Annotated in this window: 23 protein-coding genes and 1 tRNA gene; 16 read left to right on the top strand and 8 right to left on the bottom strand. The window is 68.9% G+C overall.

The window, feature by feature from the left end; genetic code table 11:
- Positions 1–148 precede the first annotated feature (148 nt).
- The 14 genes from ACOGJC_RS16605 (at position 149) to ACOGJC_RS16540 (ending at position 15,622) form a co-directional block, all read left to right on the top strand.
- The gene (locus ACOGJC_RS16605; RefSeq protein ID WP_419846107.1) at positions 149–1,840 is read left to right on the top strand and encodes a DUF2510 domain-containing protein; all 1,692 of its coding nucleotides are present in this window, start codon (positions 149–151) and stop codon (positions 1,838–1,840) included.
- A gap of 184 nt (positions 1,841–2,024) precedes the next feature.
- Positions 2,025–3,251, top strand: a complete 1,227-nt coding sequence (locus ACOGJC_RS16600; RefSeq protein WP_419846106.1) for an HNH endonuclease — start codon at positions 2,025–2,027, stop codon at positions 3,249–3,251.
- Positions 3,252–3,409: 158 nt separating this feature from the next.
- Positions 3,410–5,146 (top strand): aspartate--tRNA ligase, encoded by a 1,737-nt coding sequence (gene aspS / locus ACOGJC_RS16595; protein ID WP_419846105.1) that lies wholly within the window; start codon positions 3,410–3,412, stop codon positions 5,144–5,146.
- 33 nt (positions 5,147–5,179) lie between these two features.
- Positions 5,180–6,496 (top strand): replication-associated recombination protein A, encoded by a 1,317-nt coding sequence (locus ACOGJC_RS16590; protein ID WP_419846104.1) that lies wholly within the window; start codon positions 5,180–5,182, stop codon positions 6,494–6,496.
- Entirely contained in the window at positions 6,496–6,744 is a 249-nt protein-coding gene (locus tag ACOGJC_RS16585) for a hypothetical protein (RefSeq protein ID WP_419846103.1), read from the top strand. The genes ACOGJC_RS16590 and ACOGJC_RS16585 overlap by 1 nt, the downstream gene beginning before the upstream one ends.
- 10 nt (positions 6,745–6,754) lie before the next feature.
- Positions 6,755–9,343: an alanine--tRNA ligase gene (gene alaS / locus ACOGJC_RS16580; RefSeq protein ID WP_419846102.1), complete on the top strand. Its 2,589-nt coding sequence runs from the start codon at positions 6,755–6,757 to the stop codon at positions 9,341–9,343.
- The gene (gene ruvX, locus ACOGJC_RS16575) at positions 9,343–9,786 is read left to right on the top strand and encodes a Holliday junction resolvase RuvX (protein ID WP_419846101.1); all 444 of its coding nucleotides are present in this window, start codon (positions 9,343–9,345) and stop codon (positions 9,784–9,786) included. Before alaS ends, ruvX begins: the two co-directional genes overlap by 1 nt.
- Entirely contained in the window at positions 9,783–10,880 is a 1,098-nt protein-coding gene (gene mltG, locus ACOGJC_RS16570) for an endolytic transglycosylase MltG (RefSeq protein ID WP_419846100.1), read from the top strand. The genes ruvX and mltG overlap by 4 nt, the downstream gene beginning before the upstream one ends.
- A complete protein-coding gene (aroE, locus tag ACOGJC_RS16565; RefSeq protein WP_419846099.1) occupies positions 10,874–11,725 on the top strand; it encodes a shikimate dehydrogenase in 852 nt (283 codons plus the stop codon). The genes mltG and aroE overlap by 7 nt, the downstream gene beginning before the upstream one ends.
- 31 nt (positions 11,726–11,756) lie before the next feature.
- Positions 11,757–12,455, top strand: coding sequence for a prepilin peptidase (locus tag ACOGJC_RS16560; protein ID WP_419846098.1), 699 nt, complete (start codon positions 11,757–11,759; stop codon positions 12,453–12,455).
- Positions 12,456–12,471: 16 nt separating this feature from the next.
- Complete coding sequence (locus tag ACOGJC_RS16555; protein WP_419846097.1) at positions 12,472–13,002, top strand: shikimate kinase; 531 nt, start codon at positions 12,472–12,474, stop codon at positions 13,000–13,002.
- Between the two features lie 31 nt (positions 13,003–13,033).
- The gene (locus tag ACOGJC_RS16550) at positions 13,034–14,071 is read left to right on the top strand and encodes a 3-dehydroquinate synthase family protein (protein ID WP_419846096.1); all 1,038 of its coding nucleotides are present in this window, start codon (positions 13,034–13,036) and stop codon (positions 14,069–14,071) included.
- Complete coding sequence (locus tag ACOGJC_RS16545; RefSeq protein ID WP_419846095.1) at positions 14,068–14,508, top strand: type II 3-dehydroquinate dehydratase; 441 nt, start codon at positions 14,068–14,070, stop codon at positions 14,506–14,508. The genes ACOGJC_RS16550 and ACOGJC_RS16545 overlap by 4 nt, the downstream gene beginning before the upstream one ends.
- 7 nt (positions 14,509–14,515) lie before the next feature.
- Positions 14,516–15,622, top strand: coding sequence for a M24 family metallopeptidase (locus tag ACOGJC_RS16540; RefSeq protein ID WP_419846094.1), 1,107 nt, complete (start codon positions 14,516–14,518; stop codon positions 15,620–15,622).
- A gap of 36 nt (positions 15,623–15,658) precedes the next feature.
- On the opposite strand, the gene ACOGJC_RS16535 is transcribed toward ACOGJC_RS16540, so the two are convergent.
- The gene (locus ACOGJC_RS16535; RefSeq protein ID WP_419846093.1) at positions 15,659–17,497 is read right to left on the bottom strand and encodes an FAD-binding protein; all 1,839 of its coding nucleotides are present in this window, start codon (positions 17,495–17,497) and stop codon (positions 15,659–15,661) included.
- Between the two features lie 108 nt (positions 17,498–17,605).
- Between ACOGJC_RS16535 and ACOGJC_RS16530 the strand changes: the two genes are divergently transcribed.
- Entirely contained in the window at positions 17,606–18,088 is a 483-nt protein-coding gene (locus ACOGJC_RS16530; protein ID WP_419846092.1) for a hypothetical protein, read from the top strand.
- Here ACOGJC_RS16530 and ACOGJC_RS16525 read toward each other — a convergent pair.
- Entirely contained in the window at positions 18,085–19,752 is a 1,668-nt protein-coding gene (locus tag ACOGJC_RS16525) for a class I adenylate-forming enzyme family protein (protein WP_419846091.1), read from the bottom strand. The genes ACOGJC_RS16530 and ACOGJC_RS16525 overlap by 4 nt on opposite strands.
- Positions 19,753–19,924: 172 nt before the next feature.
- Between ACOGJC_RS16525 and ACOGJC_RS16520 the strand changes: the two genes are divergently transcribed.
- Positions 19,925–19,996, top strand: a tRNA-Ser gene (locus ACOGJC_RS16520).
- A gap of 74 nt (positions 19,997–20,070) precedes the next feature.
- Here the strand turns inward: ACOGJC_RS16520 and ACOGJC_RS16515 are convergent.
- The 6 genes from ACOGJC_RS16515 to ACOGJC_RS16490 all read right to left on the bottom strand — a co-directional run bounded on the left by ACOGJC_RS16515 (position 20,071) and on the right by ACOGJC_RS16490 (position 23,809).
- Positions 20,071–21,327: an amidohydrolase family protein gene (locus ACOGJC_RS16515; RefSeq protein ID WP_419846090.1), complete on the bottom strand. Its 1,257-nt coding sequence runs from the start codon at positions 21,325–21,327 to the stop codon at positions 20,071–20,073.
- 18 nt (positions 21,328–21,345) lie between these two features.
- Positions 21,346–21,813, bottom strand: coding sequence for a hypothetical protein (locus ACOGJC_RS16510; RefSeq protein WP_419846089.1), 468 nt, complete (start codon positions 21,811–21,813; stop codon positions 21,346–21,348).
- Between the two features lie 49 nt (positions 21,814–21,862).
- A complete protein-coding gene (locus ACOGJC_RS16505; protein WP_419846088.1) occupies positions 21,863–22,060 on the bottom strand; it encodes a hypothetical protein in 198 nt (65 codons plus the stop codon).
- Between the two features lie 55 nt (positions 22,061–22,115).
- Positions 22,116–22,265 carry a hypothetical protein gene (locus ACOGJC_RS16500; protein WP_419846087.1) on the bottom strand — a complete coding sequence of 50 codons (150 nt, stop codon included), beginning with the start codon at positions 22,263–22,265 and terminating at the stop codon, positions 22,116–22,118.
- Positions 22,266–22,336: 71 nt separating this feature from the next.
- Complete coding sequence (locus tag ACOGJC_RS16495) at positions 22,337–22,987, bottom strand: hypothetical protein (RefSeq protein ID WP_419846086.1); 651 nt, start codon at positions 22,985–22,987, stop codon at positions 22,337–22,339.
- Positions 22,988–23,011: 24 nt separating this feature from the next.
- Positions 23,012–23,809 (bottom strand): enoyl-CoA hydratase-related protein, encoded by a 798-nt coding sequence (locus ACOGJC_RS16490; RefSeq protein ID WP_419846085.1) that lies wholly within the window; start codon positions 23,807–23,809, stop codon positions 23,012–23,014.
- Positions 23,810–23,812 lie beyond the last annotated feature (3 nt).

Genomic DNA, 23,812 nt, shown 5'->3' with positions numbered 1-23,812 from the left:
TACCCAAGCGGGCACTTCCAATTCCCAAGCCCGTCTGGAGCACGCTGTTTCTATGTTGCCGATACCATCTGCGGTCATATCACGGTTGTCGTCTACTCAAATCACCCAGCGCCTCCTTCGCCGCGCCGCCAGGGTCACAGCCTGCTCCGTGCTAGCGGTCGCCCTGGTCGCCTCCGCAGGGGTTGAGGCGGCGAGCCAGTCACCATCGCACGCGGCCCCTGAGCCTGCGACCGCCGTGGCGGTGCGCTGCTTCGGCCATCACGGGTTCGGCGAGTACCCCGTCGACGTGGCCAAGGCCGCCGACGGCGAGACCGTGCTGGCACAGACCAGTTGGAACTGGCACGACACCATCGGCTGCTACCTGACTCTTGACGACGACGCGCTGGCCGTGTTGCGGGCCGCTCCGGTTCCCCAAGACCTTCCCGCCGCTCCGACCGACGCGTCGAGGCGGTGCTTCGAGTACCACAAGTTCGGCGAGTACCCCGTGGACGTGGCCAAGACCTTCGACCGCGAGACTGTGATCGCCCGGCTCAGCTGGGGCTACCACGACTCCATCGGCTGCTATTTGGTGCTCGACGACGAAGCCCTCGCTGCCCTTCGAGCCGCCGCCATGGCCCCCCTGCCCGACCCCGGCTGGTATCCCGATCCGACCTGCCGCCACGAGCAGCGCACCTGGGACGGGCAGGCGTGGACCGAGCAGGTGTGGGACCAGGGAGTCAGGAGCACCGACTCCATCCGCCCCGGTGAGGCCGACACGCTGGCCCAGCCTGGCGAGGCCTTTGCCTGTTCTTTGTCAGACCCGGTTATGGCTGTTGAGGGCTGGAAGCCTGATCCGACCTGCCGGTACGACTTCAGGTGGTGGGAGAACGGGCAATGGATGGTGAACGCCGTCAACAGCGGCGAAGACGCAGAGCAGGACTTTCTGCTGGTGAGCGACGGATATCTGCCGCTGCCCGGCCCCCCCGTCGCCTGCCCCAACCTGGTCGCAGCGTCGTTCGCGTTCCCGTGCGACAACCCTGCCCCCTCCGACGAGCCCGGAGTCGGCATCGGCGACGACGGGCTGCCGTGCGCCACACGACTGCCCGAGTTGGGCGACCCGATGTTCATGGCCTCGGGTTCGCGGTCCGATCCCCCCGGCCTTTGGCTGCGCTATGAGAAAGACAGCTACTACTACAAGCCCGAACGCGTCTCCGACAAGGAGGCTCTCGGCTACATCACCGCCTGCCTGCGGGGAGGCGCCGTGAGCGGCGGCGGCGATGCCTACCCGGACTCCTACCCCACCTATGCGAACGGCCCCACCCCGCCGGACGGCTGGCACTGGTCTCAGCCGGGCGACTACCTCAGCGTGTACCAAGAATGCGCCGACAACTGGAGCAGATCGGCGCACGCCATCAACTTCGGCGGGATGGGAAGCAACCTAACCTGCGTCTACGACGCCTACTTGGACTTCCACCTCCGAACACCAGACAGTGTTCGGTACGGCCTATACGAGTCTGGTTCGTGGTATGTCGGTTGGGCGGAGGCGTGCGGCTCATGGTTGGACCCTGTGCCCGACCGCTCATTCGTTGAGAAGTGCGTCTGGCTGCGCGGCTACTACATCGGCCACAACGAAGCGCTGCATCGCGAGGCCATAGACAGCAACTGCGCGAACATACACCGTGTTATCGGCTATACCTTAGAGGTGATAGAGAGAATCGGTATCTGTGCCCACCGCTACATGCTCTTGGCGATGGTGCTGCGGTGGATACGCAGCGAGGCTCTCCGACTCGGACTAGAGATGCCACCAGACGAATACCTGCCCGACTACCGCGCTAGGCCCCTCGTTTTGACGGCTTGCTGATCGCAGGCAATAGCAGTACCGCACTCAGCGGTGTCGGCGTCTAGGGCCAGACGGCAAGGCCATCTTCGCTGGTGTGAAGGATCTTTTCGCTATCTCTTGCACAATGGAAGTAAGTTTTAGCTTTTGTTAGCTATTTTTCAATGATCCAGGGTGATATTGTCACTGGTCTTGGTAGACTACAGGCATGGAGTTTTCGCCAGTTCTCCCTGGTCAAGCCGGGATTGAGACTGCGGCCAATGGAGGTTGCGGGGCGGCGGTTTGTGTCGATCGCTTCGATGTGGCTGGGTTGTCTGATGGTGGTTTGCGTAGCCGGTTGGGGCTGCTGGGTGAGGCTGAGTCGCAGTTGGAGGCGTTGAAGGCCCAGACAATGGCCGAGATGGCTCGCCGCCATGACACCGCTGGGGCCAAGAAGATGGCCCGCGAGGTGCTTCGGTCGTCACCCTCCAAGGCTCACCACGACGTGAAGGCGGCTGAGCGGCTGGCTGGATTGTCGGCGACTTCTGAGGCGCTGGCGTCGGGCGAGGTACCTGCCGACCATGCCCGGCTGATCGCCCGGGCGTCGTCTGAGGGGCCGATTGACGAACGAGAGCTCGTGGAGGCCGCCAAGACCCAGACCTATGACGAGTTGGCCAAGACCGTCAAGCGCCAGCAGCACGAGTTGTTGGGCGACGACGGCCAATCGATCCACGACAGGCGAAAGCAGAAGCGCTCGGCCCGCCTGTTCCAAAACGGGGACACGGGCATGTACGTGCTCAATGCCGAGTTCGACCCGATCACCGGCAACCACATCGCGGGAGCGCTGGCCGACAAGGAGCGGGAGCTGTGGCGGGCCGAAGACCCCAAGAACCGGCGCACCCACCAACAGCGTGCCGCCGATGCATTGGCGGAGCTGATCTTGCATCCCGAAAAGGGCAGGGCCGCAGGCATCGCGCTGGTCCTAGTGGCCGACTACGACGCCACCCGCAGAGAATTGGCCAACGCCCGCATTTCCGACGGCACCCCGCTTCCAGCTAGCGAACTGGTCAAGCTGGCGTGCGAGGCGGACATCTTTCCGGCGGTGTTCAACGCCAGAACCCAAGACCTCTGGTTGGGACGGCGGCGCCGTTGTGCTTCAGATGCCCAGAGGATTGCATTGATGGTGCGCGACAAGGCGTGTGTGGGCTGCGGGGCGGATGCCAACCGCAGCTTCGCTCATCACATTGAGCATTGGAAGAACGGCGGCAAAACCGATTACTCCAACCTTGTCACGGTGTGCAACGACTGCCACGGCGACATTCACGACCGCCACTATCAGGTGGAACACGACCGGCGAACGGGCGAGCACCGCGTCGTCCCGCCGCCTGAGGCATTTCCCGACACTGGAACTGACACCTGGCGACCAAGGCACATCAACTCCGTGCGGTTGAACTGAGGGCTTTCCTACCCCTAGGCAATGTTGCGGCAATGCCTGGGTGGACAAGAGGGATGTTAGGGGGATGTTAAGGGGATGCGGACCAACAGCATTGGAGCGGTAGGATCGTGCGCTGTGGCTGTCTTGCCCCAGGTACTCGAAGGGATGAGATGAACCCGATGCGAACTGACTATTGCGGGGAGTTGCGGGCTGGTGACGTTGGGCGGGAGGTGTCGGTTTGTGGTTGGGTGGACCGACGGCGGGAGCATGGGGAGCACTTGGCGTTCATCGACCTGCGGGATCGCACGGGGGTGATCCAGTGCGTGGTCGACGAGCGCCACGATCTGCGCTCGGAGTACGTGGTGCGCATCACCGGCACCGTGCGGCCCCGGCCCGAAGACACGGCCAACCCCAAGCTGGCCACCGGGGAAATCGAGGTGGGCGACTGCCAGGTGGAGGTGCTGTCGGCCGCGGAGCCCCCGCCGTTCCCGCTCCACTCCCGCACCGAGGTGGACGAGACCGTGCGCCTGCGCTACCGCTACGTCGACCTGCGGGGGGAGCGCCTCCAGCGCAACCTGGAGCTGCGGGCCACGGTGAACAGCGCCATCCGCCGCTCCATGGAGGCCCAGCGCTTCACCGAGATCGAGACCCCCATGCTGGTGGCCTCCACCCCCGAGGGGGCCCGCGACTTCGTGGTGCCGTCCCGCCTTCATCCGGGCCGGTTCTACGCCCTGCCCCAGTCGCCCCAGATCTTCAAGCAGCTCTGCATGGTGGGGGGCCTCGACCGCTATTACCAGATCGCCCGCTGCCTGCGCGACGAAGACCTCCGGGCCGACCGGCAGTTCGAGTTCATGCAGCTCGACGCCGAGGCCAGCTTCGCGAGCCAAGACGAGGTGATGGCCTTCATCACCGAGGCGGTGGCCGCTGCGGTGGAGGCGGTTACCGGCGACCGCCCCGACGAACCCATCTTCATGACCTGGACCGACGCCATGGAGCGCTACGGCTCCGACAAGCCCGACGTGCGCTTCGGCATGGAGCTGGTCGAGCTGACCGGGCTGTTCGAGGGCACCGAGGCCAAGGTCTTCCAGGTGGAGTGCGTCAAGGGCATCAACCACAAGGGGGGCGGCCGCAGCCTGGGGCGCAACGCCATCGACGAGCTCACCAAGAAGTGCCAGCAATGGGGGGCCAAGGGCCTGGCCTGGTTCCGGGTGGGCGACGACGGCGCCCTCGACGGCGCGCTGACCAAGTTCATGTCCGACGAAGAGCAGGCCGCGCTGGGCCCGGCCCTGGACGCCGAGCCCGGCGACCTGCTGTTGCTGATCGCCGACCGCCGCCGCAAGGTGCGCGACGTGCTGGGCCTGCTCCGACTGGAGCTGGGCCGACCCCCGGTCACCGAGGGCGGCCTGCACTTCGTGTGGGTCACCGACTTCCCGCTGTTCGAGGCCATCGACGACCAGGGCCGGCCCATATCGGCCCACCACCCGTTCACCATGCCCCACCCCGACGACGTGGGACTTCTGGACGGCGCCGGCGAGGAGCTGCTGGCGGTGCGCTCCCAGGCTTATGACCTGGTGCTCAACGGCTGGGAGCTGGGCTCGGGCAGCGTGCGGATCCACCGGCCCGACATCCAGCGGGCGGTGTTCCGGACGCTGGGCATCAGCGACGCCGAGGCCGAGGAGCGATTCGGCTTCTTGCTGGACGCCTTCCGCTACGGGGCCCCGCCCCACGCCGGGTTCGCCTTCGGCATCGACCGGCTGGTGGCCATCTTGGCCGGCGAGGAGAACATCCGCGAGGTGATCGCCTTCCCCAAGACCCAGTCGGGCGCCGATCCGCTGTCCAACTCGCCCACCCCCATTGCCGACCGCCATCTCGACGAACTCGGCCTGCGCGTCCTCCCGCCCCCCGCCGCCGATTGAGCCGATGGCGGCCGGCGTGCAGACAGGCCCGCGATGAGCGACGACCTGTTTGCCGCCGCGGCCGCCGAGCGCCTGGCCAAGACGGCCCCGCTGGCCGACCGCCTCCGTCCCCGCACCCTCGATGAGCTGGTCGGCCAGGAGCACCTGCTCGGCCCCGGCAAGCCGCTCCGCAGCCTCATCGAGTCCGACCGCCTGTCGTCGGCCATCTTGTGGGGGCCGCCGGGCACCGGCAAGACCACCATCGCCCGGCTGGTGGCCAACACCACGGCACGGGCCTACATCCAGCTCTCGGCGGTGACGGCCACGGTCAAAGACGTGCGGGAGGTGATTGCCCAGGCCCGCGACCGCCTGGGTCAGCGCGATCAGGGCACCATCTTGTTCCTCGACGAGGTCCACCGGTTCAACCGGGCCCAGCAGGACGCCCTGTTGCCCGCGGTCGAATCCGGGCTCATCACCCTGATCGGGGCCACCACCGAGAACCCCTACTTCGAGGTGAACCCGCCCCTGCGGTCCCGCTCCACCCTGTTCCGCCTCGAGCCCCTCGACAGTGACTCTCTGGGCGAACTGCTGGCCCGGGGGCTGCGGGCCGAAGAGGCAGAGGCCGACGACGATGCGCTGGATCACCTGTCGATCCAGGCCGCCGGCGACGGCCGCCAAGCCCTGACCAGCCTGGAGGTGGCCGTGGCCCTGGCGTCGGCCCGCCCCGACACCCCGCCCCGAGTCACCCTGGACGACGCCGAGAGCGCCCTGGGGGCCAGCGCGGTCCGCTATGGCCGCGACGAGCACTACGACATCATCAGCGCCTTCATCAAGAGCCTCCGGGGCTCCGATCCCGACGCCGGGCTCTACTGGCTGTCGCGAATGCTGGAGGCCGGGGAGGACCCCCGGTTCATCGCCCGCCGCATGGTGATCCTGGCCTCCGAGGACATCGGCATGGCCGACTCCCAGGCGCTGGTGGTGGCCGACGCCGCCGCCCGGGCGGTGGAGTACGTGGGCCTGCCCGAGGCGCAGCTCAACCTGGCCCATGCGGTGGTGTACCTGGCCACCGCCCCCAAGTCCAACACCGTCACCACCGCGCTGGGACGGGCTCGGGCCGACGCTGGCCAGGGCAGCGGCGAAGTGCCTCCCCACCTCCGCGACGCCCACTACTCGGGGGCGGCCGGTCTAGGGCACGGTGCGGGCTACGTGTATCCTCATGATGATCCCCAGGGCTGGGTGAGCCAGCAATATCGCCCCGACCACTTTGAGGATCGCCGCTATTACCATCCCTCTGAACACGGTGCCGAAAAGGAGATTCGCCAGCAAATGACGGACCGCCGAGACGACCAATCCGACCGCGAGGACGACTGATGGCCAAGCGATTCGTGTGGTTTGCCGCCGGGGTGGGCGCCGGGGCGACCGGGGCCTCCTACCTGCGCCGCAAGCTGCGCCAGGCCACCCGACGGCCGCCCCCCCGCCAAGCGGGCAGCGACGTGGGCGCCCGGGCCCGAGCGGCCGTCTCCGAAGCCCGGGCGGCGCTGGCCGAGGGCACCGCCGCGGTCCGGCGCTACCGGGCCGAGATCGCCCGCCGGGCCCTTGAGGATCCCCCTGGCCGGTGAAGGCGGCACCATGACCCCCAAGCGAGCCCAGGAGATCCGCAGCGCGTTCACCACCTTCTTCGGCGAGCGAGACCACGCCGTGCTGCCGTCGGCCAGCCTGATCCCCCACGACCCCACCGTTTTGTTCACCGTTGCCGGCATGGTGCCGTTCAAGCCCTACTTCTTGGGCGAGGAGACCGCCCCCCACCGCCGGGCGGTCACCGTCCAGAAATGCGTGCGGGCCGGGGGCAAGCACAACGACCTCGACGAGATCGGCCGCACCCGCCGCCATCTCACGTTCTTCGAGATGCTGGGCAACTTCAGCTTCGGCGACTACTTCAAGACCGAGGCCATCGGCTGGGCCTGGGAGTTCGTCACCGAGGGCCTGGGCTTCGACCCCGACCGGCTGTGGATCACCGTCCACCTCTCCGACGACGAGGCCGCCGAGATCTGGCGGGACGTTGCCGGGGTGGCCCCCGACCGCATCCAGCGGATGGACGAGGACAACTACTGGCGCATGGCCGACACCGGCCCGTGCGGCCCCTGCTCGGAGATCTTCTTCGACAAGGGGCCGGAGTTCGGCGACGACGGCGGCCCGGCCCACGGCGGCGACGAGCGCTTCCTGGAGTTCTGGAACCTGGTGTTCATGCAGTACGACCAGCAGCCCGACGGCCTGGTCCCGCTGCCCAAGCCCAGCATCGACACCGGGGCCGGCCTGGAGCGCATCCTCACCCTGATACAGGGGGTGGAGTCGGTGTTCGACATCGACGAGATGGCCGAGCTGGTGGGGGAGGCCAGCGCGGTCACCGGGGTGAAGCTGGGGGCGGCCGACCACAGCGACCTCACCCTGCGGATTCTGGCCGAGCACGCCCGCACCATGACCTTCCTCATCTCCGACGGGGTATTCCCCTCCAACGAAGACCGGGGCTACGTGCTGCGCCGCATCATGCGCCGGGCCATCCGCCGGGCCTACCTGCTCGGGGTCACCGAGGTGGTCACCCCCAGCCTGGTCGACAAGGTGGTCGACATCATGGGCCACGACTACCCCGACATCGCCGCCAACCACAGCTTCGTGCGGGAAGTGGTGGCCCGCGAAGAGGAGGGCTTCCGGTCGACCCTGGCCCAGGGATCGCAGATCCTCGACGACGCCATCGACCGCCTCGGTGAGGGCGAGGCGCTGTCGGGCGATCTGGCCTTTTTGCTGCACGACACCTACGGCTTCCCGTTCGAGGTCACCGAGGAGACGGCCCGCGAGCAAGACGTGGCCGTAGACCGGGAGGGCTTCGACCAGCTCATGGAGGGCCAGCGCTCCCGGGCCCGGGAGGACTTCGACGCCCGCCACGCCACCTCGGCCGACGTCTCGGCCTATTTCGCGCTGGTCAACGAGCACGGCCCCACCGAATTCATTGGCCGCGAGTTCGACACCGCCGAGGCCGTGGTGGTGGCCGTCACCGATGACGGGATCATCCTGGACCGGACCCCGTTCTACGCCGAAGCCGGCGGCCAGGTGGGCGACACCGGCACCATCACCTCACCCACCGGCTCGGCCCGTATCGCCGACACCACCTATGTGGTGCCCGAGCTGCACCTGCACCACATCGACGAGATCGAAGGACAGATCGACGGGGAGATCACCGTGGGCCAGACGGTGATCGCGGCCATCGACGCCGACCGCCGGGCCGCCATCCGGCGCAACCACACCGCCACCCACCTGCTGCACTGGGCGCTGAAGGCCACCCTGGGCGACCACGTCAAACAGCAGGGCTCGCTGGTGGACGACAACCGGCTGCGCTTCGACTTCACCCACTTCGAGGCCGTCAAGGCCGACCAGATCGCCGAGATCGAACGGCTGGCCAACGCCGACATCTTGGACAACCCCGCCACCCGCAACTACGAGACGTCGATGGCCGAGGCCACCGCGGCCGGGGCCATCGCCTTTTTCGGCGACAAGTACGGCGAGCGGGTCCGGGTGCTGGAGGCCGGCCCGCACTCCATCGAGCTGTGCGGCGGCACCCACGTGCGGGCCCTGGGCGACATCGGCCCGGTGAAGATCGTCTCCGAGGGCTCGATCGGGGCCAACATCCGCCGCATCGAAGCGGTCACCGGCACCCGGCCGGTCGAGCTGCTCACCGAACAGGAGCAGCTGGTGGCCCTAACCGCCGAGCGCCTGGGCGTCCCCGCCGATCAGCTGGTGGACGGGGCCGATAAGCGCATGGCCGAGATCAAGAGCCTCCGGGCCGAGCTGGCCGAGCTGCGCAAGGCGGCTTCGGCCGATCAATCCGGAGATCTGGCCCAGCAGGCGGTCGACGGAGTCGTGGTGGCGCTGGTCGAAGGCCTAGACCGGGGTCAGCTGCGCGATCTGGCCATCGCCACCCGGGATCGCCCCGGCGTGGCCGCGGTGGTGCTGGGAGCGGCCCCCGACGGCGGCGGCGCAGCCCTGGTGGCTGCGGTGGCGGCCGATAGCGACCTGCACGCCGGCGAGCTGATCGCCGAGGCGTCCGCCACCATCGGCGGCGGCGGGGGCCGCGACGCCAAGCTGGCCATCGCCGGGGGCCGCGACCCGTCGCGCTTGGATGAGGCTCTGAGCCAGGTGCGAGCGGCTGCTGGCATCGGGAGCTGATGGCGGCCCGGGCACTGGGCATCGACCTCGGTGAGCGCCGCATCGGCGTGGCGGTGTCCGACGGCGAGGGCCGCGTGGCCACCCCGCTGACCGTGATCGAGCGCTCAGGCAGCCGCCCGGGCGACCACCGCCGCATCGCCGAGCTGGTGGCCGAATACGAGGCCGAGCTCGTGGTGGTGGGCCTGCCCCTGTCGCTGGACGGCACCGCCGGTCCCGCCGCCCGCGGCGCCCAGAGCGAGGTCAGCCAGCTCGAGGCCGCGCTGGATGTGCCGGTGTTGACCCACGATGAGCGGCTGACCACCGTCATCGCCGAGCGGTCCCTGGCCGAGTCGGGCCTCAGCGGAAAAGCCCGCCGCAAACGGGTCGACATGGTGGCCGCGTCGGTCATCCTCCAGGGCTGGCTGGACGCGGCCCAACAGGATTCGCCGCAGGAATCCCCATGACCGACGACGATCCCCAAGATTGGGACTGGTTGCCCCGCCGGACCTCCACCCTCACCCGGGTGCTCATCATCTTGGCCTCGTTGGGGGTCGTCATGCTGGTGGCCGGGCTGGTGATCAAGGGCTGGGTCGACGACCGCCTCGACCCGCCCGGCGACGAGGGCCCCGAGCTGGTGGTCAACATCCCCCAGGGGGCGTCCATCAACGACATCGCCCGCATCCTCGAAGACGACGGCGTGGTGGCCAACTCCACGGTGTTCCGCTACTACCTGCGCTACAAGGGCGCCGGCGACTTCCAGGCCGGCAACTACGTCTTGAACGAGAACATGGCGGTGTGGCACGCCAAAGACGTGCTGTTGGCCGGCCCGGCCCCCGGCCCGGCCGAAGACGCCCTCCGAGTGGTGGTGCCCGAGGGCCTCACTCTGGCCCAGATGCAAGGCCAGCTTCTGGAACAGCTTCCCACCTTCGACGCCGACGATCTGGCCCGGGCCATGGCCTTCCCGCCCTTGCGGTCCGACTACCAGCCGCCCACCAGCACACTGGAGGGCATGCTCTTCCCCGACACCTATCTGCTCGATTCGGCCACCGCCGAGGACGAGGCCGCCCTCGTGGTCCGCATGATCAACCAGTTCGACGCGGTGGCCGCCGACGTGGGCTTGGACGCCGCCCCCAATACAGTGCAGTTGAGCCCGTACGAAGTCGTCATCGTGGCCTCGCTGATCGAAAAGGAGGCCCTCATCGAAGAGGACCGGGCCAAGATCGCCCGGGTGATCTACAACCGTTTGGGCTTCGACATGCCGCTTCAGATCGACGCTGCGGTGCGCTACGCGCTGAACAAGCCCTCCGAACCGCTGACGCTGGCCGACCTGCGGGTGGACAACCCCTACAACGTGTACAACCGAACCGGCCTGCCGCCCGGCCCCATCGCCGCTCCCGGGCGGGCGTCGCTGGAGGCGGCGCTGAACCCCGCCAACGGCTTCTGGCTGTTCTACGCCCGCACCGACGAACCGGTGCCCGGCGCCCACACCTTCAGCAACACCTTCGAGGAGCACCAGGTGGCGGTGGACCTCTGCCGAGAGAGGGATCTGGGGTGCTGACTCCCATCGGGATGGCCCCCGACACCGAAGTCGCCGCCGGGGTGATCGGCTTTCCGGTGCGCCATTCCCTGTCGCCGGTCATCTGCCAAGCCGCGTTCGACGAGCTGGGCCTGGATTGGATCTACGCCGCGTTCGAGGTGCCCGCCGGAGAGGCCGCCCAGGCGCTCGACCACATGAGAACCCGAGGCATGGCCGGGCTGTCGGTGACCATGCCCCACAAGGCCGATGTGGCCATCGCGGTGGACGAGCTCAGCCCCGCAGCAACGGCCCTGGGAGTGGTGAACTGCGTTAGCCGCGACGGCGACCGCCTCATCGGCCACAACACCGACGGCGCCGGATTCTGCGACGCCCTGGGGGCCGACGGGGTGGAGCTGGCCGACATCGCCTGTGCCGTTCTGGGCGCCGGCGGAGCAGCCCGGGCGGTAGTGGCCGAGTTGGCCCGCCGAGGGGCTGCCGAAGTGGCGGTGATCGCCCGTCGCCCCGAGCGGGCGGCGTCGGCCGCCGAGCTGGCCGGCTCGGCGGGAACAGTGGCCGGCCCCGGCGACATCGGCCGGTTCCGCTTGGTGGTGAACGCCACCCCGGTGGGGATGGCCGAGACCGAGGGCGCCGGCAACCTCCCCCTCGATCCCGACCTCCTCCACCCCGGCCAGCACGTGGCTGAGCTGGTCTACAACCCGCTGCAAACCCCGCTGTTGGCCGAATGCCGGCGCCGGGGCGTGCCCGCATCCACCGGAGTGGGGATGCTGGTACACCAAGCAGCCCACGCCGTTCGGATCTGGACCGGGGCCGAGCCGCCGGTCGACGCCATGACCGCGGCGGCCACCGCCGCGCTGGCCAGGAGATGAGCCGAGCTCTTCGCAGTAGGGAAGAGGGGCGATGACCCGGATGGCCATGGTCATCGCCGGACTGGCCATCGGAACCGTCGCGGGCCGCAACCTCCTGCGGCTGGTATGGACCTTCGGCGTGCGCGACAGCCGATCCCTGCGGGTGCTGGTCCCGTCGTTCACCGCCATCGCCCTGGGGACCGCGGGCGGGGTATTGGGCACCACCTGGGATGTGGTCCCGGTGTGGGCGCTGTTCATCGGCCTGGCCGGGGTCACCACCGTGGATCTGTACCTCTACCGCATACCCAACGGCATCGTGTTCCCCACCGTCGCCCTGCTGTTGATGCTGATGACCCTCATCTCGCTGTTGCGAAATCAACCGGGAACCATCGGGCAAGCCGCCGCGGCCGCCGGCTTCTACGGCGCCATCATGTCGCTGCTCTACGTGTTCTCGGGCGGCAGCCTCGGCCTGGGCGACGTGAAGCTGGCCCTGCCGGTGGGCCTGGCGCTGGGCTGGATCGCAACCGACTACGGACAGTCGATGCTGGCGGTGTTCTTCGCCTTCTTGCTGGCCTCGCTTTTCGGGGCCGCTATGGGCCTTTTGGTATGGGGCATGCGCCAGTGGGGCAACGAGGTTTTGCCTGATCCCTTGGCCGATCCCTCCAATCCCCGCCCCACCGTGTTCCCCTTCGGCCCCGCGATGGCCACCGCCGCCGCGGTGATAACCCTTGCGGTGCCCACATACTGGTGACAGGTAGTATTTTCCCGTGGACCCTCGACCTCACGTGGCCCTGATCGGGATGATGGGGTCGGGAAAATCGACGGTGGGGTTCTGGCTGGCCCAGTCGGAGGGACTGCGGTTCGTGGACTTGGACGCGGCCATCGAAGAGCGCCAGGGCCGGTCGATTCAGGAGATCTTCCAGAACGACGGCGAGGCCCGCTTTCGCGACATGGAGCAGTCGGAGCTGACCGAGTGCCTGACGTCGGAGCAGCCGCTGGTGGTCTCCTGTGGCGGGGGAGCGGTGCTGCGGTCGGGAAATCGGGCGCTTTTGCGCAAGCGGGCCTGGGTGTGCTGGCTCCGGGCCTCCATAGAGACGCTCAGCCGGCGGGTGCGCTCCGGCGACAATCGCCCCCTGCTGGGCGAAGACCCCGTGGCCGACCTAATCCAGATCAGCGACGCCCGGGCCGCGCTGTACCACGAGACCGCCCACCGGGTAATCGACATCGACGGTCTGGAGGCCAACCAGGTCGCGGAGCGGATCAGGCTCATCCGACCCCAGCAGACCGCGGCCCGATGACCGCGTCAACCGACATTGACGAGGCGCGGCGATGACCGCGGGCACTGACCTGGACCAGGCCCTGCGGGTGCCGGTCGAGCTGGGCGAGCGTTCCTACGACGTGTGGGTGGGCCCTGGCGTCCGCCATCGGCTGGCCGAGGTCGTCCCTGGCGGGGCGAGCCGGGTGGCGGTGGTCACCCAGGCGGCGGTGGCCGACGCGGGCCTCACCGTGGACCCCGGCGTCGAGCACCGGGTGTTCATCACCGACGACGGCGAGCACATCAAGACGCTGGGCGCGGTCGAGGAGCTGTGCCGCGAGTTCGCCCAATGGGGGCTCACCCGCCGCGACGCGGTGGTGGCCGTGGGCGGGGGCGCGGTCACCGACCTGGCCGGGTTCACCGCCGCCGTCTACCACCGGGGCATCCGGATGGTGTACGTGGCCACCACCCTGTTGGGCCAGATCGACGCCTCGGTGGGAGGCAAGACCGGCGTCAACCTCCCCGAGGGCAAAAACCTGGTGGGGGCCTTCTGGCAGCCGTCTGCGGTGCTGTGCGACACCGAGGCCCTCGACACCCTGCCCCCCGAGGAGATGCGGTCGGGGCTGGGGGAGATGGCCAAGTACCACTTCATCGCCGATGCCGGACTCGACTCGCTGCCCCTGGTCGAGCGCATCGCCCGCTGCGTGGCCATCAAGGCCGAGGTGGTGGCCGACGACGAGCGCGAGTCCGGCCGCCGGGCGGTGCTCAACTACGGCCACACCCTGGCCCACGCCCTCGAAGCCCACGGTGGCTACGACCTCCGCCACGGCGAAGCGGTGGCCGTCGGCCTGGTGTACGCCGCCGAGTTGGCCCACCGCGCCGGGCGCATCGACGCCCACCGGGTGGATGAACACCGCCGGGTGGTGAGCGGCTACGGCCTGCCCACCTCGCTGCCCGCCGATGCCGACGCCGCTGGCCTGGTCGAACTGTTCAGCCGCGACAAGAAGGCCGTCGGGGGGGTCACCTTCATGCTGGACGGCCCCCACGGCATCGAGGCGGTAACCGGGCTCGATCCCGCCCTCATGCTCGAAACCCTGGAGGCCATCCGATGAGCTCGACGATCCTGTTGCTGTCGGGGCCCAACCTCAACCTGCTGGGCGATCGGGAGCCCGAGGTGTACGGCACCGACACCCTCGAAAACCACGTGGCCACCGCAACCGCAACCGCCGAGCGCCACGGGCTGGGCGTCGAGCACCACCAGTCCAACGACGAGGCCACCCTCATCGGCCACATCCACGGGGCCCGGCGCCGCTGTGGGGCCATCATCATCAACCCCGGGGCGTTCACCCACTACTCCTGGGCCATCCACGACGCCCTGGCCGCCTTCGAGGGCCCGGTGGTGGAGCTGCACCTGTCCAACCCCAACGCCCGGGAACCCTGGCGCCACACCTCGGTGGTCAGCCCGGTGGCCACCGGCACCATCGTGGGCTTCGGAGGCCACGGCTACGAGCTGGCCGTCGAAGCGGTGGCCCGGCTGCTCGCCAGATGATGTCAAAGTGACCGACCTCGCCAACCTCGCCCCCATGGACGTGGCGGGGCGGGCCGATCGGGTGCGGGCTGCGGCCTCAGATGCCGGCTGCGACGCACTGGTGGTGGCCAACATGGTCAACGTGCGCTACCTCACCGGGTTCACCGGCTCGGCCGGGCTGGTGTGGCTGGGGGCCGACGAGCTGGTGCTGGTCACCGACCGCCGCTACACCGAGCAATCCGAGGCCGAGACCGGCCAAGCCGGGGCAACCGTGCGCATCGAGATCACCAACGACGCCCCCAAGGAGATCCTGGCCGCAGCCGCCGCCGGGGTGGGTCGCATCGGCTTGGAGGCGGCCTCGGTGAGCTGGGCCGACCAGCGCAAGTACGCCGAATGGTTCAGCGAGGCCGAGCTGGTGCCCACTGCCGGGGTGGTGGAGCGCTGCCGCCAGATCAAAGACGACGGTGAAATCGACCGAATGGCCGCCGCGGCGGCCATCGCCGACGACACCCTGGCCGAGGTCCGCCCCATGCTGGCCGCCGGCCCCACCGAGGCCGAGGTGGCCCTGGCCTTGGACACCGCCCTTCGCCGTCGGGGGGCCGACGGGAGCGCATTTCGAACGATCGTGGCCGCCGGCCCCAACGCCGCGCTGCCCCACATACGCCCCACCGACCGACCCATCGGCCACGGTGAGCTAGTCATCGTGGACATGGGCGCGGTGGTGGACGGCTACCGCTCCGACATGACCCGGACCATGGCGGTGGGCGAGCCCGATCCCGAGGCCCAAAAGGTGTTCGACACCGTGAGGGACGCCCAGCAGCTCGGTGTGGCCCAGGCGGCGGTCGGCACCCCCATTGCCGAGGTGGACAAGGCCTGTCGCGACCGCATCGCCGCCGAGGGATGGGCCGACGCCTTTGTCCACGGCACCGGCCACGGCGTGGGCCTCGACATCCACGAGCAGCCCTGGGTGCGGGCCAGCGCGGAGGAGTCCCTGCAAACCGGCCATGTCATCACCGTGGAGCCCGGCGTGTACCTCCCCGGCATCTGCGGCGCCCGGGTGGAAGACACCGTGCTGGTGGCCGACGACGGCCCTCGGCGGCTCACCCGATCGCCCAAAGAGCTGGTGGTGGCCTGAGCCATTTGTCGGCTGGGCCACCGGTCGTCTGGGCCGTCAGCCCCCCTGGGCTTCGGCCACGCGGGGGATGAGGGCGTCGAACACCTCGGCCCAGTCGCCCACGATGCCGATGTCCACCACGTCCCACAGCGGGGCTTCGGGGTCGGGGTTGATCCCCACCACGGTGCCGGCGTTGCGCACTCCCACGGTGTGGTTGAACTTCCCGCTCATGCCGATGGCGAAATAGAGCTGGGGGCTGATGCTGTGGCCGGTGATGCCCACCTGGCGGGCCCGGGGCATCCATCCGTAGTCGGTGACCTTGCGGGTGGCGCACAGGGCGGCGCCTATCGCGGCCCGATGCTTCTCCAGCTTGGGATAGTCGGCCGGAACCACCCCCTGGCCCACGCCGATCACCACCGAGGCGGTGGCCAGCTCGTCGCTGTCGTCGTCCCGGTAGCGCCGGGTGATCTCCAGGCGGCTGCGGCCCGGCGAGGCCAGCGACCGGCGGCGGGCCGGCGGCCGGTCGGGGTTGGGGCGGGGGAGGGGGAGCACGCCGGGGCGCACTGTGGCCATCTGCACCACAGATGAGCAGCCGATCTCGGCCACCAGCCAGCCGCCGAAAGCCGGCTTCATGGCGATCATCTTGCCCTGGTCGTCGATTTGCAGCCCGACGGCGTCGCCGGTGAGCCCGGCCCCCAGCGATGCCGCCATCCGGGAGGCCACCTCCCGACCCCAGGCCGTTCCCGGCGCCAACACGGCCCACGGCTGGGCATCGGCGGCCCACGCGGTGATGGCCGCGGCCAAGTCCTCCTCCGCTGGAGCGCTTCCGCGGGGGCCGTCGGCGATGCCGATCTGCCCGTCGGCCCCCCACGGGCCGAGGTCCTCGTCGGGATCGTCGAGGCCGGGGCCAACGGCGGCCACCCACCCGCCGATGTCAGCGGCGAGGTCGGCCGCGGCCCCCAAGAGCTCTCGGGTCACCCGTTCCCGGCCGGGCTCCACCAGCACGGCGATGGCCGCACCGCTGGCGTCGATTGACGAGCCTCCGGGCACTATTGCGGGCTCGGGGTTGGAGCTGCCGACCAGCGCCCCCCGGTCGGCCAGAATGGCCATGGCCTCATCGATCTGGTCTTCCAGCGGGCCGGTCAGCATCGAACGAGAGCGCTGCACGTCGATCATGTGGACGGGGCCAACGGAGGTGGGGCTGGCCTCCTGGCCCCACGGACCGGGGCCCAACTCGGCGGCGCTCACCGTCTGGATGAGCGAGCCGTCGACGGTGGCCCAGGCCACCGGATCTTTGATCTTGCACGGATCGCACAGCCGTTCGGCGCACGACACCACTGCGGGCAGCTCCACGGCCACGTCCACCCACTCGTCGTCGTGCTCCAATCGGAGCTCCAGGCGGTCGCCGTGCAGTGAGAAATGGCGGACCCCGGTGGCGAACGGCAGCCCCAGCAACTCGGCCATCTGGGGCGGCACCTGGCCGGTGTCGGCGTCCACCGAGTTGCGCCCCATCATCACCAGATCGAACGGCCCGAACCGCTCCAGGGCGGCGGCCAGGGCCTTGGCGGTGGCCCAGGTGTCGGAGCCGGCAAACTCGTCGTCGCAGATGTGGATGCCGCCGTCCACCCCGAACAGGATGGCCTCCCGGCACACGTTCTCGGCCGACGGCGGCCCCAGGGTGACCACGGTGACCGTGCCCCCGCTGGCCCGGGCCACCTCGGTGCCCTTGGCCACCGCTCGGCGGCAGTAGTCGTTCATGTGCAGGTCGATGCCGTCTCGCACCATGCGGCCGTCGGGGCCCAGCACCATGTCCTCGAACACCGGGATCTGCTTGACCAAAACGGCCACCCGCAGGGGCCGGTCGGGGGCGATGACGTCGGCGGGAGGGTCAACCATCTGCTCCGAGGCTACCGAGCGCGGCGGCCTGATCTCTGGTTGGGCGGTGTCTGGCAGGGCGACGGGTGGCTACGGTGGTCTGATGGCGTTGACGGCGGGCCGCTAGCGATGGCGCTCGAAAAGCGGCATATCCGGTTTGAGCGGTTGGCCCTCGAGGAAGTGACCCACGAGATGCTGACCCTGGCGGCTCGGGGCGACGGCAAGGGGTGGATGAACGTGCAGCCGGTGGTGGCCGACGAGCACCGGCCGCCCGAGTCGGCCATATTCAAGCTGTTCACCGCCAAGGGGCCGGCCATCCCGCTGGGCACCTGGGTGCCGGGCCACCACTACCGCGACAAATGGCAGGCGGCGTCGGTGGGCTTGCAGCACGCCGGCGGGCGCCACGCGGCCAATCTGCTGGAGGAGCGGGGGGTGAGCGAGCCCGAGGGGTGGAATCGGCGCCAAGACCACATCAAGCGGGGCCTGGTGTATGAGCTGCCCGAGGGCCAAGACCCGAAAAAGGCGCTGGAGTTCTTGGTGGATGCCATGGCCCAGCTCGTGGAGTTCCCGCTCAGCGGGCGCTGGCTGGCCATCGTCTTGACCCAGCGCTAGTTGCCGGAGCCTGCGGCCAGCCGGTCGGCGGCGTCTTTTTTGAGCTGGCCCTTGGCCACCTTGCCGCCGGAGGAGCGGGGGAGGGCGTCCACTGTGAACAGGTGCTCGGGCCACCACTCCCGGGACACGCCCCGGCCGGCCAAGTGCTCCCGGAGCCCGTCCAAATCCAGGCTGGTGCCAGCAGTCAGCTCCACGTAGGCGGCCACCCGCTCGCCGAACACCGGGTCGGGGGCGGCCACGGCGGCCACCATGGCCACTGCCGGGTGGGTCATCACCTCGTCTTCCACCGCGGGGGCGCTGATGTTCTTGCCGCCCCGGATGATGAAGTCCGACGTGCGGCCCACCACCCGCAGGTAGCCGTCGTCGTCGATCTCCACGATGTCGCCCATCAGCATCCGGCCATCGTCGGTCATCAGCTCGGTGTTGGCCTTGGCGTCGTCGTAGTAGCCCAGCGCGGTGGCCGGTCCCCGGCAGGCGGGCTGACCCCGGCCCCTCAGCTCGGGAAGCCGCTGGCCGTCGTCGGGGTCGTACAGCGCGCAGTCCATCTCCGGCTCGCACTTGCCGCCGGAGCGCAGCCGGGCCGAACGGGGATCGCTCAGGCGGGTGCCGCTCAGCATCCCGGTCTCGTTGGAGCCGTAGAAGTTGAGCACCGTACAGCCGGTGCGGTCCTCGAACTCGGATGCCCGCTGATAGGGGATGGCCTCGCCTCCGGTGAACATCAGCCGCAGCGACGACAGGTCGTGGTCGTCGAACACCGGAGAGTTCAGCATCATGATGAACTGGGTGGTCACCGCGCACAGCACGGTCACCCGCTCGGCCTCGATCAACCGGATCAGGGCATCGGCGTCGAAGTCGGCCATCACCACGGTGGGCACCCCCAAGATGGTGGGGGAGTAGTGGGCGGTCCACAGCCCGAAGCCGAACGGGGCCGGCACCGGCACGCAGAACACCTCGTCGGAGCCCAGCCCGCTGTACTCCACCGCCTTCTGGTGGAAGTAGAACCACCGGTTGTGGGTCTGCATCACGCACTTGGGCAGCCCGGTGGTGCCCGAGGTGGAGTTCAACAGGCACAGCTCCGAGGCGCCCAGGCGGCGGGCCTCAATGGCCTCGGCGAAGCTGAGGACCGAATCTGGAGACGGGGCGGGCTGACCGTCGAGGCTGATGGCCGCCCCCTGGCCGGGGCCGTCAATGGTGATGTGGTGGGCCAGAGCGGGAATGCTGCGCCGCAACTCAGCCACTGTGTCGTCGGCTGGGCGCCCCCGGTGCTCAGCCCCGGTGATGATGGCCCGAGCCCCGGATTTCTCCACCAGATGGGCGATCTCCGCCGGCCCGGCCCGGTGGCCGATCCCCATGACCACTACCCCGGCCTTGTCGGCCCCGGTGAAGGCGGCGTGAACCGCCGCGCCGTCAGGCAAGATCACCGCCACCCGGTCGCCCCGATCCAACCCCGCGGCCAGCAGAGCAGCGGCCACCCGGTCGGACAGCCGGTCGTAACCCGCCCACGAAGTCCGGTCGATGCTCCCACTCGCATCCTCGGTCTCACCCTTGGGCCGGCTCCAAGTGACATACGCAGTGTCATCAGGCCGCTCAGCAGCGTTGCGGCGAATCAGGTCGGTGGGCGTGTCATCCCCCCACCACCCAGCAGCCACATAGCCAGCAGCCACCTCAGGATCGGCGGCAAGTTCGTTCAGCGGGAGTCCTCCCTTTCAGTATATTTGAATATATTAGCAGACTTATTGAGAAGTGTCATGTCTTTCCGTACAATACTAAGGGCCGCACCGGGCCTTTGTAGGAGACCCGGTGCGGCCCTTGGAGAGAGCTTCGCTTTCTCCACTTGGGGCTGCCCGGTAGGTCGGGGCGGTGCAGACTTGACACCTCGCCGCGGGGGTTCGAGTCCCCCCAGCTCCACCGAGGGCATCCTACCCAGCCCATTTGCAGACCACAACAACATTTCACCAGCCAGCGGCATTGCTCGGGCGGCTCTAGAAGCTGTTGGGGTTGGCTATTACGGAGTTGGGGATGGGGTGGCGGAAGAGGGCGCTGGCGTTGGCCCAGCAGATTTGGGCTACTTCGTCGGCGGGGATGCCGGCGAGTTGTTTGCGGAGCAGTTCTTGGGTGTTGGGCCAGGTGGAGTCGGCGTGGGGGTAGTCGGATTCCACCATGAGGTTCTCCAGGCCCATGTAGTGGCGGTGGTCGAAGGCCGAGGGGTCGTCGATGGCGCAGAACCAGAAGTTGCGGCGCAAGGTGTCGGCGGGGGAGAGCTCCACGTCGTTCCAGGTGCCGTACATGGAGTCGTACTTGCGGACGTGCTCCAGGCGGTCCAACAGCCCGGCCACCCAGCCCAGGCCGCCCTCGCTGAGGGCGATCTTGATGTTGGGGAACCGCACCGGGATCTTGGAGTACAGCCAGTCGACCGCGGCGAACATGGCGTAGCCGAAGAACAGCACCCCCACCGTGTCGGACGGTGCGTCGGGGGAGGTGGCCGGCGAGGTGCCCGACGAGCCGACGTGGAGGCACACCACCGTCTCGGTCTCCTCGCAGGCGGCCATGATCGGATCCCAATGGCCCGAGTGCAGCGAGGGGAACCCCAACGAGTGGGGAGCCTCGGAGAAGCTGATGGCCTTAAAACCCCGCTCGGCGTTGCGGTACACCTCGGCCGCGCCCACCTCGGGGTCGAGGAAATAGGTGAGCTGGCAGGGGATCATGCGGTCGGGGTAGGCCCCGGACCACTCCTCGATGTTCCAGTCGTTCCAGGCCCGCACCGCGGCCAGGGCCAGTTCGGGGTCGTCGGTGAGCTGTTGGAACCGCTGGCCGCAGAAGCCGGGGAGGAACGACGGGAAGCACAGCGAGGCGTACACCCCGTTGAGGTCCATGTCGGCGATCCGGGCGTCGATGTCCCACGAGCCCCGGCGCATGTCCTCAAAGCGGGTGGGCTCAAAGCTGTACTCGCTCACCGGGCGGCCCGCCACCGCGTTGAACCCCACATTGGGCAGCGAATGCCCGGCATACAGCCAGGTCTCCGACCCGTCGTCGAGGGTGGCCACCCGGGGGGCGTCGTCGGCATACTTGGCCGGGAACCGGTCGGCGAACGCCCCAGGGGGCTCCACAATGTGGTCGTCCACCGAGATCATTGGCGTCCACCGGTCGGCCCGCTCGGGCTCGGGCAGAAACGTTACCTGGCCCTTCACGTGCTGGGTGAAGGAAGTGTCAGCCGTGAGGTCGTCGAGCGAAATGGCCATGCAAGAGTTTCCCGCGAATCAGCCCGGTTGGGCTACTGCGAGGTGGACTTGGAGGTCGGTGAAGGTGGGGGGGCCCAGGCCGTCGCTGCAATGCAGGGTCAGGCGGTGCTCGCTGGGCTCCATGATGATGCCGGCGTTGCCCAGCCAGGCCGATTCGAGGCCGCCCAGATCCCAGGCGTTCCACACCTCGAGGCGCCGGGCCCGGGCGCCGAGCACGGTCATCTCCACTGCGGCGGGGCTGGTGTCGGACCACAGCGAGATAATCTCCGAGACCGCCTCGTCCACCTCCAAGAGGCCGTCCACACAGGCCAGCTTGAGGGCCTGGCGGCGGTCGGGCCGAGCATTGATGCGCTCCACCCGCACCCTGGTCCCCTCCGAAACCGCCAACCGCAGCAGCGGCCTCACCTCCCGCCCCCCATACCAAACCGTCTCAGCCCCATCGGCAAACTGATCGCTGAGGGGGGCGTGGTCGGCGACTGAAGACATAGGGCGGTTCGGAGCATTCTACGCTCCCGATGCCAACTAGGAGCGGGCGTCAACAATCCGCAGAGGCCCATCCCTCTCCGGTGTCTAGCTCATCGTCCCATCTGGCGAGAAATGCCTCCAACCAGTTGTCATCGACTGTCTCCAGCGCGTCGACGTCGACGTCCGACGGGATCTCGACCAGGCCGACCAGTAAGCCCCGCAGCCCAAGCCGACCGTGGGTGGCGGGCATGATGTTAGCTACGGGCACCCCGCGCCCCTCGGATACCATCTTGTGTCCATCCGCCGTTGGGGTAGTACCCCGTCTATTCCTCGGAGCGGTACTGGGTGGCGGCGCCCTTCTCAGCGAATGTGTCGTTGTAGAGTTCGAACTCCGGCAGATCGGGCCAGGATTGGGATGAGCCGTCGCTTGATTCCGCCGCTCCAACGCTTGGTTCGGGATCTGGCGCTTGCACAGGCTCATCATATCGCACCAGACCGAAGGTCAAGACTGAAACCGCTACAACGAAACTAGTAAGTGCGGCAGCTAGGACGGGGTGGCGTAGGGGTCTAGGCCTGGGTCGTTCCAGGTGGGGGTGGGGTTTCGGCCGGTGGTCCAGGCTTGGCGGAGCATGGGTTCGGGGAGGTCGAGTTCTTCGATGGAGCCGGTTCTGGGGTTGAAGCGCTGGGGGGGTTGGCCTATGGCCATGAGGGCTCGGTTGGCCTCGCCGAACACCAGCGACGAGCGGCGCTCGGAGAGGTTCTTCCAGTAGCGGCGGCGCACTGCGGTGATCGACGGGAGGGTGCCCCGGGGGGTGAGCTTGAAGATGGAGTCGCCGGCCTGCCACGGGCCCGACGGCGTGGCGGGCTGGGGTTGGGGTGCTGGTTCGGGTGCGAAGCTCGGCTCGGGCAGGTCTCCTGGCTCGAGGGCTAGCGGTTCGGGGGCTAGTGGTTCGGGGGCTAGGGGCTCGGGGGAGGAATCCGCTGGTGGGGCGGCGAAGTCGGGGGTCGGGGTCTCTGTCGGCACCGGGGTCTCTGTCGGCACCGGGGTGTCGGTGGCCAGCCAGCCTGGTGTTCCGGTGGTGCGGGGGCGGAAGGTGCGGCGGATGGGCTTGCCCATCCAGTCCAAGATGATGGCCAGGGTGGCCAGCGCCAGCATGATCAGCAGAAAGACGAAGAAAGCGGCAACCGTGGACATAGCGCGGTGCGGGCAAGTCTACGCTCAGCGTCCCTGGAATCGGGGGTCTCGGTGCTCGGCGAAGGCAGCCCGGCCCTCGGCGAAATCCTCGCTGGCCCAGCAGTCGGCGATGGCGTCCAAGGCGGCCTGGCGATCGCCCCGTCCGGCCGCGGCGGCGATCGACAGCTTGACGGCCCGCAGGGTGAGCGGGGCGTTGGCCACCAGGCGCTCGCCCAGCCGATCAACCTCATCGTCGAGCCGGCCGGGGGGCACCACCGCATGGGCCAGGCCCATCCGCCGGGCCTCCTCGGCGCTGAACCGATTCCCGGTCATCAAGATGAGCGCGGCGTTGGCGTCGCCCACCCGCCCGACGAGCTGCTCGACCCCCTCGATGGGATAGCCCACCCCCAGGCGGGCGGCGGGAATGCCGAACTGGGCCCGGTCGGTGGCCACCAGCAGGTCGGCGTGCAGCGCCACCAACAGCCCGCCCCCCAGGCAGTAGCCGTCGACCGCGGCGATCAGCGGCTTGGTGAGCCGGCCCAGCGCGGCCGGCCCCCGGCTGGTGCGGGCATCGCCGGAGGAGGGCTCGCGGCCCGGGCCCCGAGCCGAGTCCAGGTTGCCGATATCGGCCCCGGAGGCGAACGCCTTGCCTCCTGCCCCGGAGATCACCACCACCCGGATGGCGGGGTCGTGCTCGTAGGCGTCGACAACGGTGGCCAGCGCGGCGAACATGTCGGGTGTGATGGCGTTGTGGCGCTCGGGGTTGTCGAAGGTGATGCGGCCGATTGCGCCGTCGATCTCGCCGATCAACTTGTCGGTGCCGGTTTCCACTGGTTGGGCCATCTG

The organism is Candidatus Poriferisocius sp., from assembly GCF_965204015.1.
Taxonomy (GTDB): Bacteria; Actinomycetota; Acidimicrobiia; order Acidimicrobiales; family Bin134; genus Poriferisocius.
The sequence above is the reverse complement of the archived record's forward strand: the minus strand, read 5'-3'. Positions and strand labels throughout refer to the sequence as shown.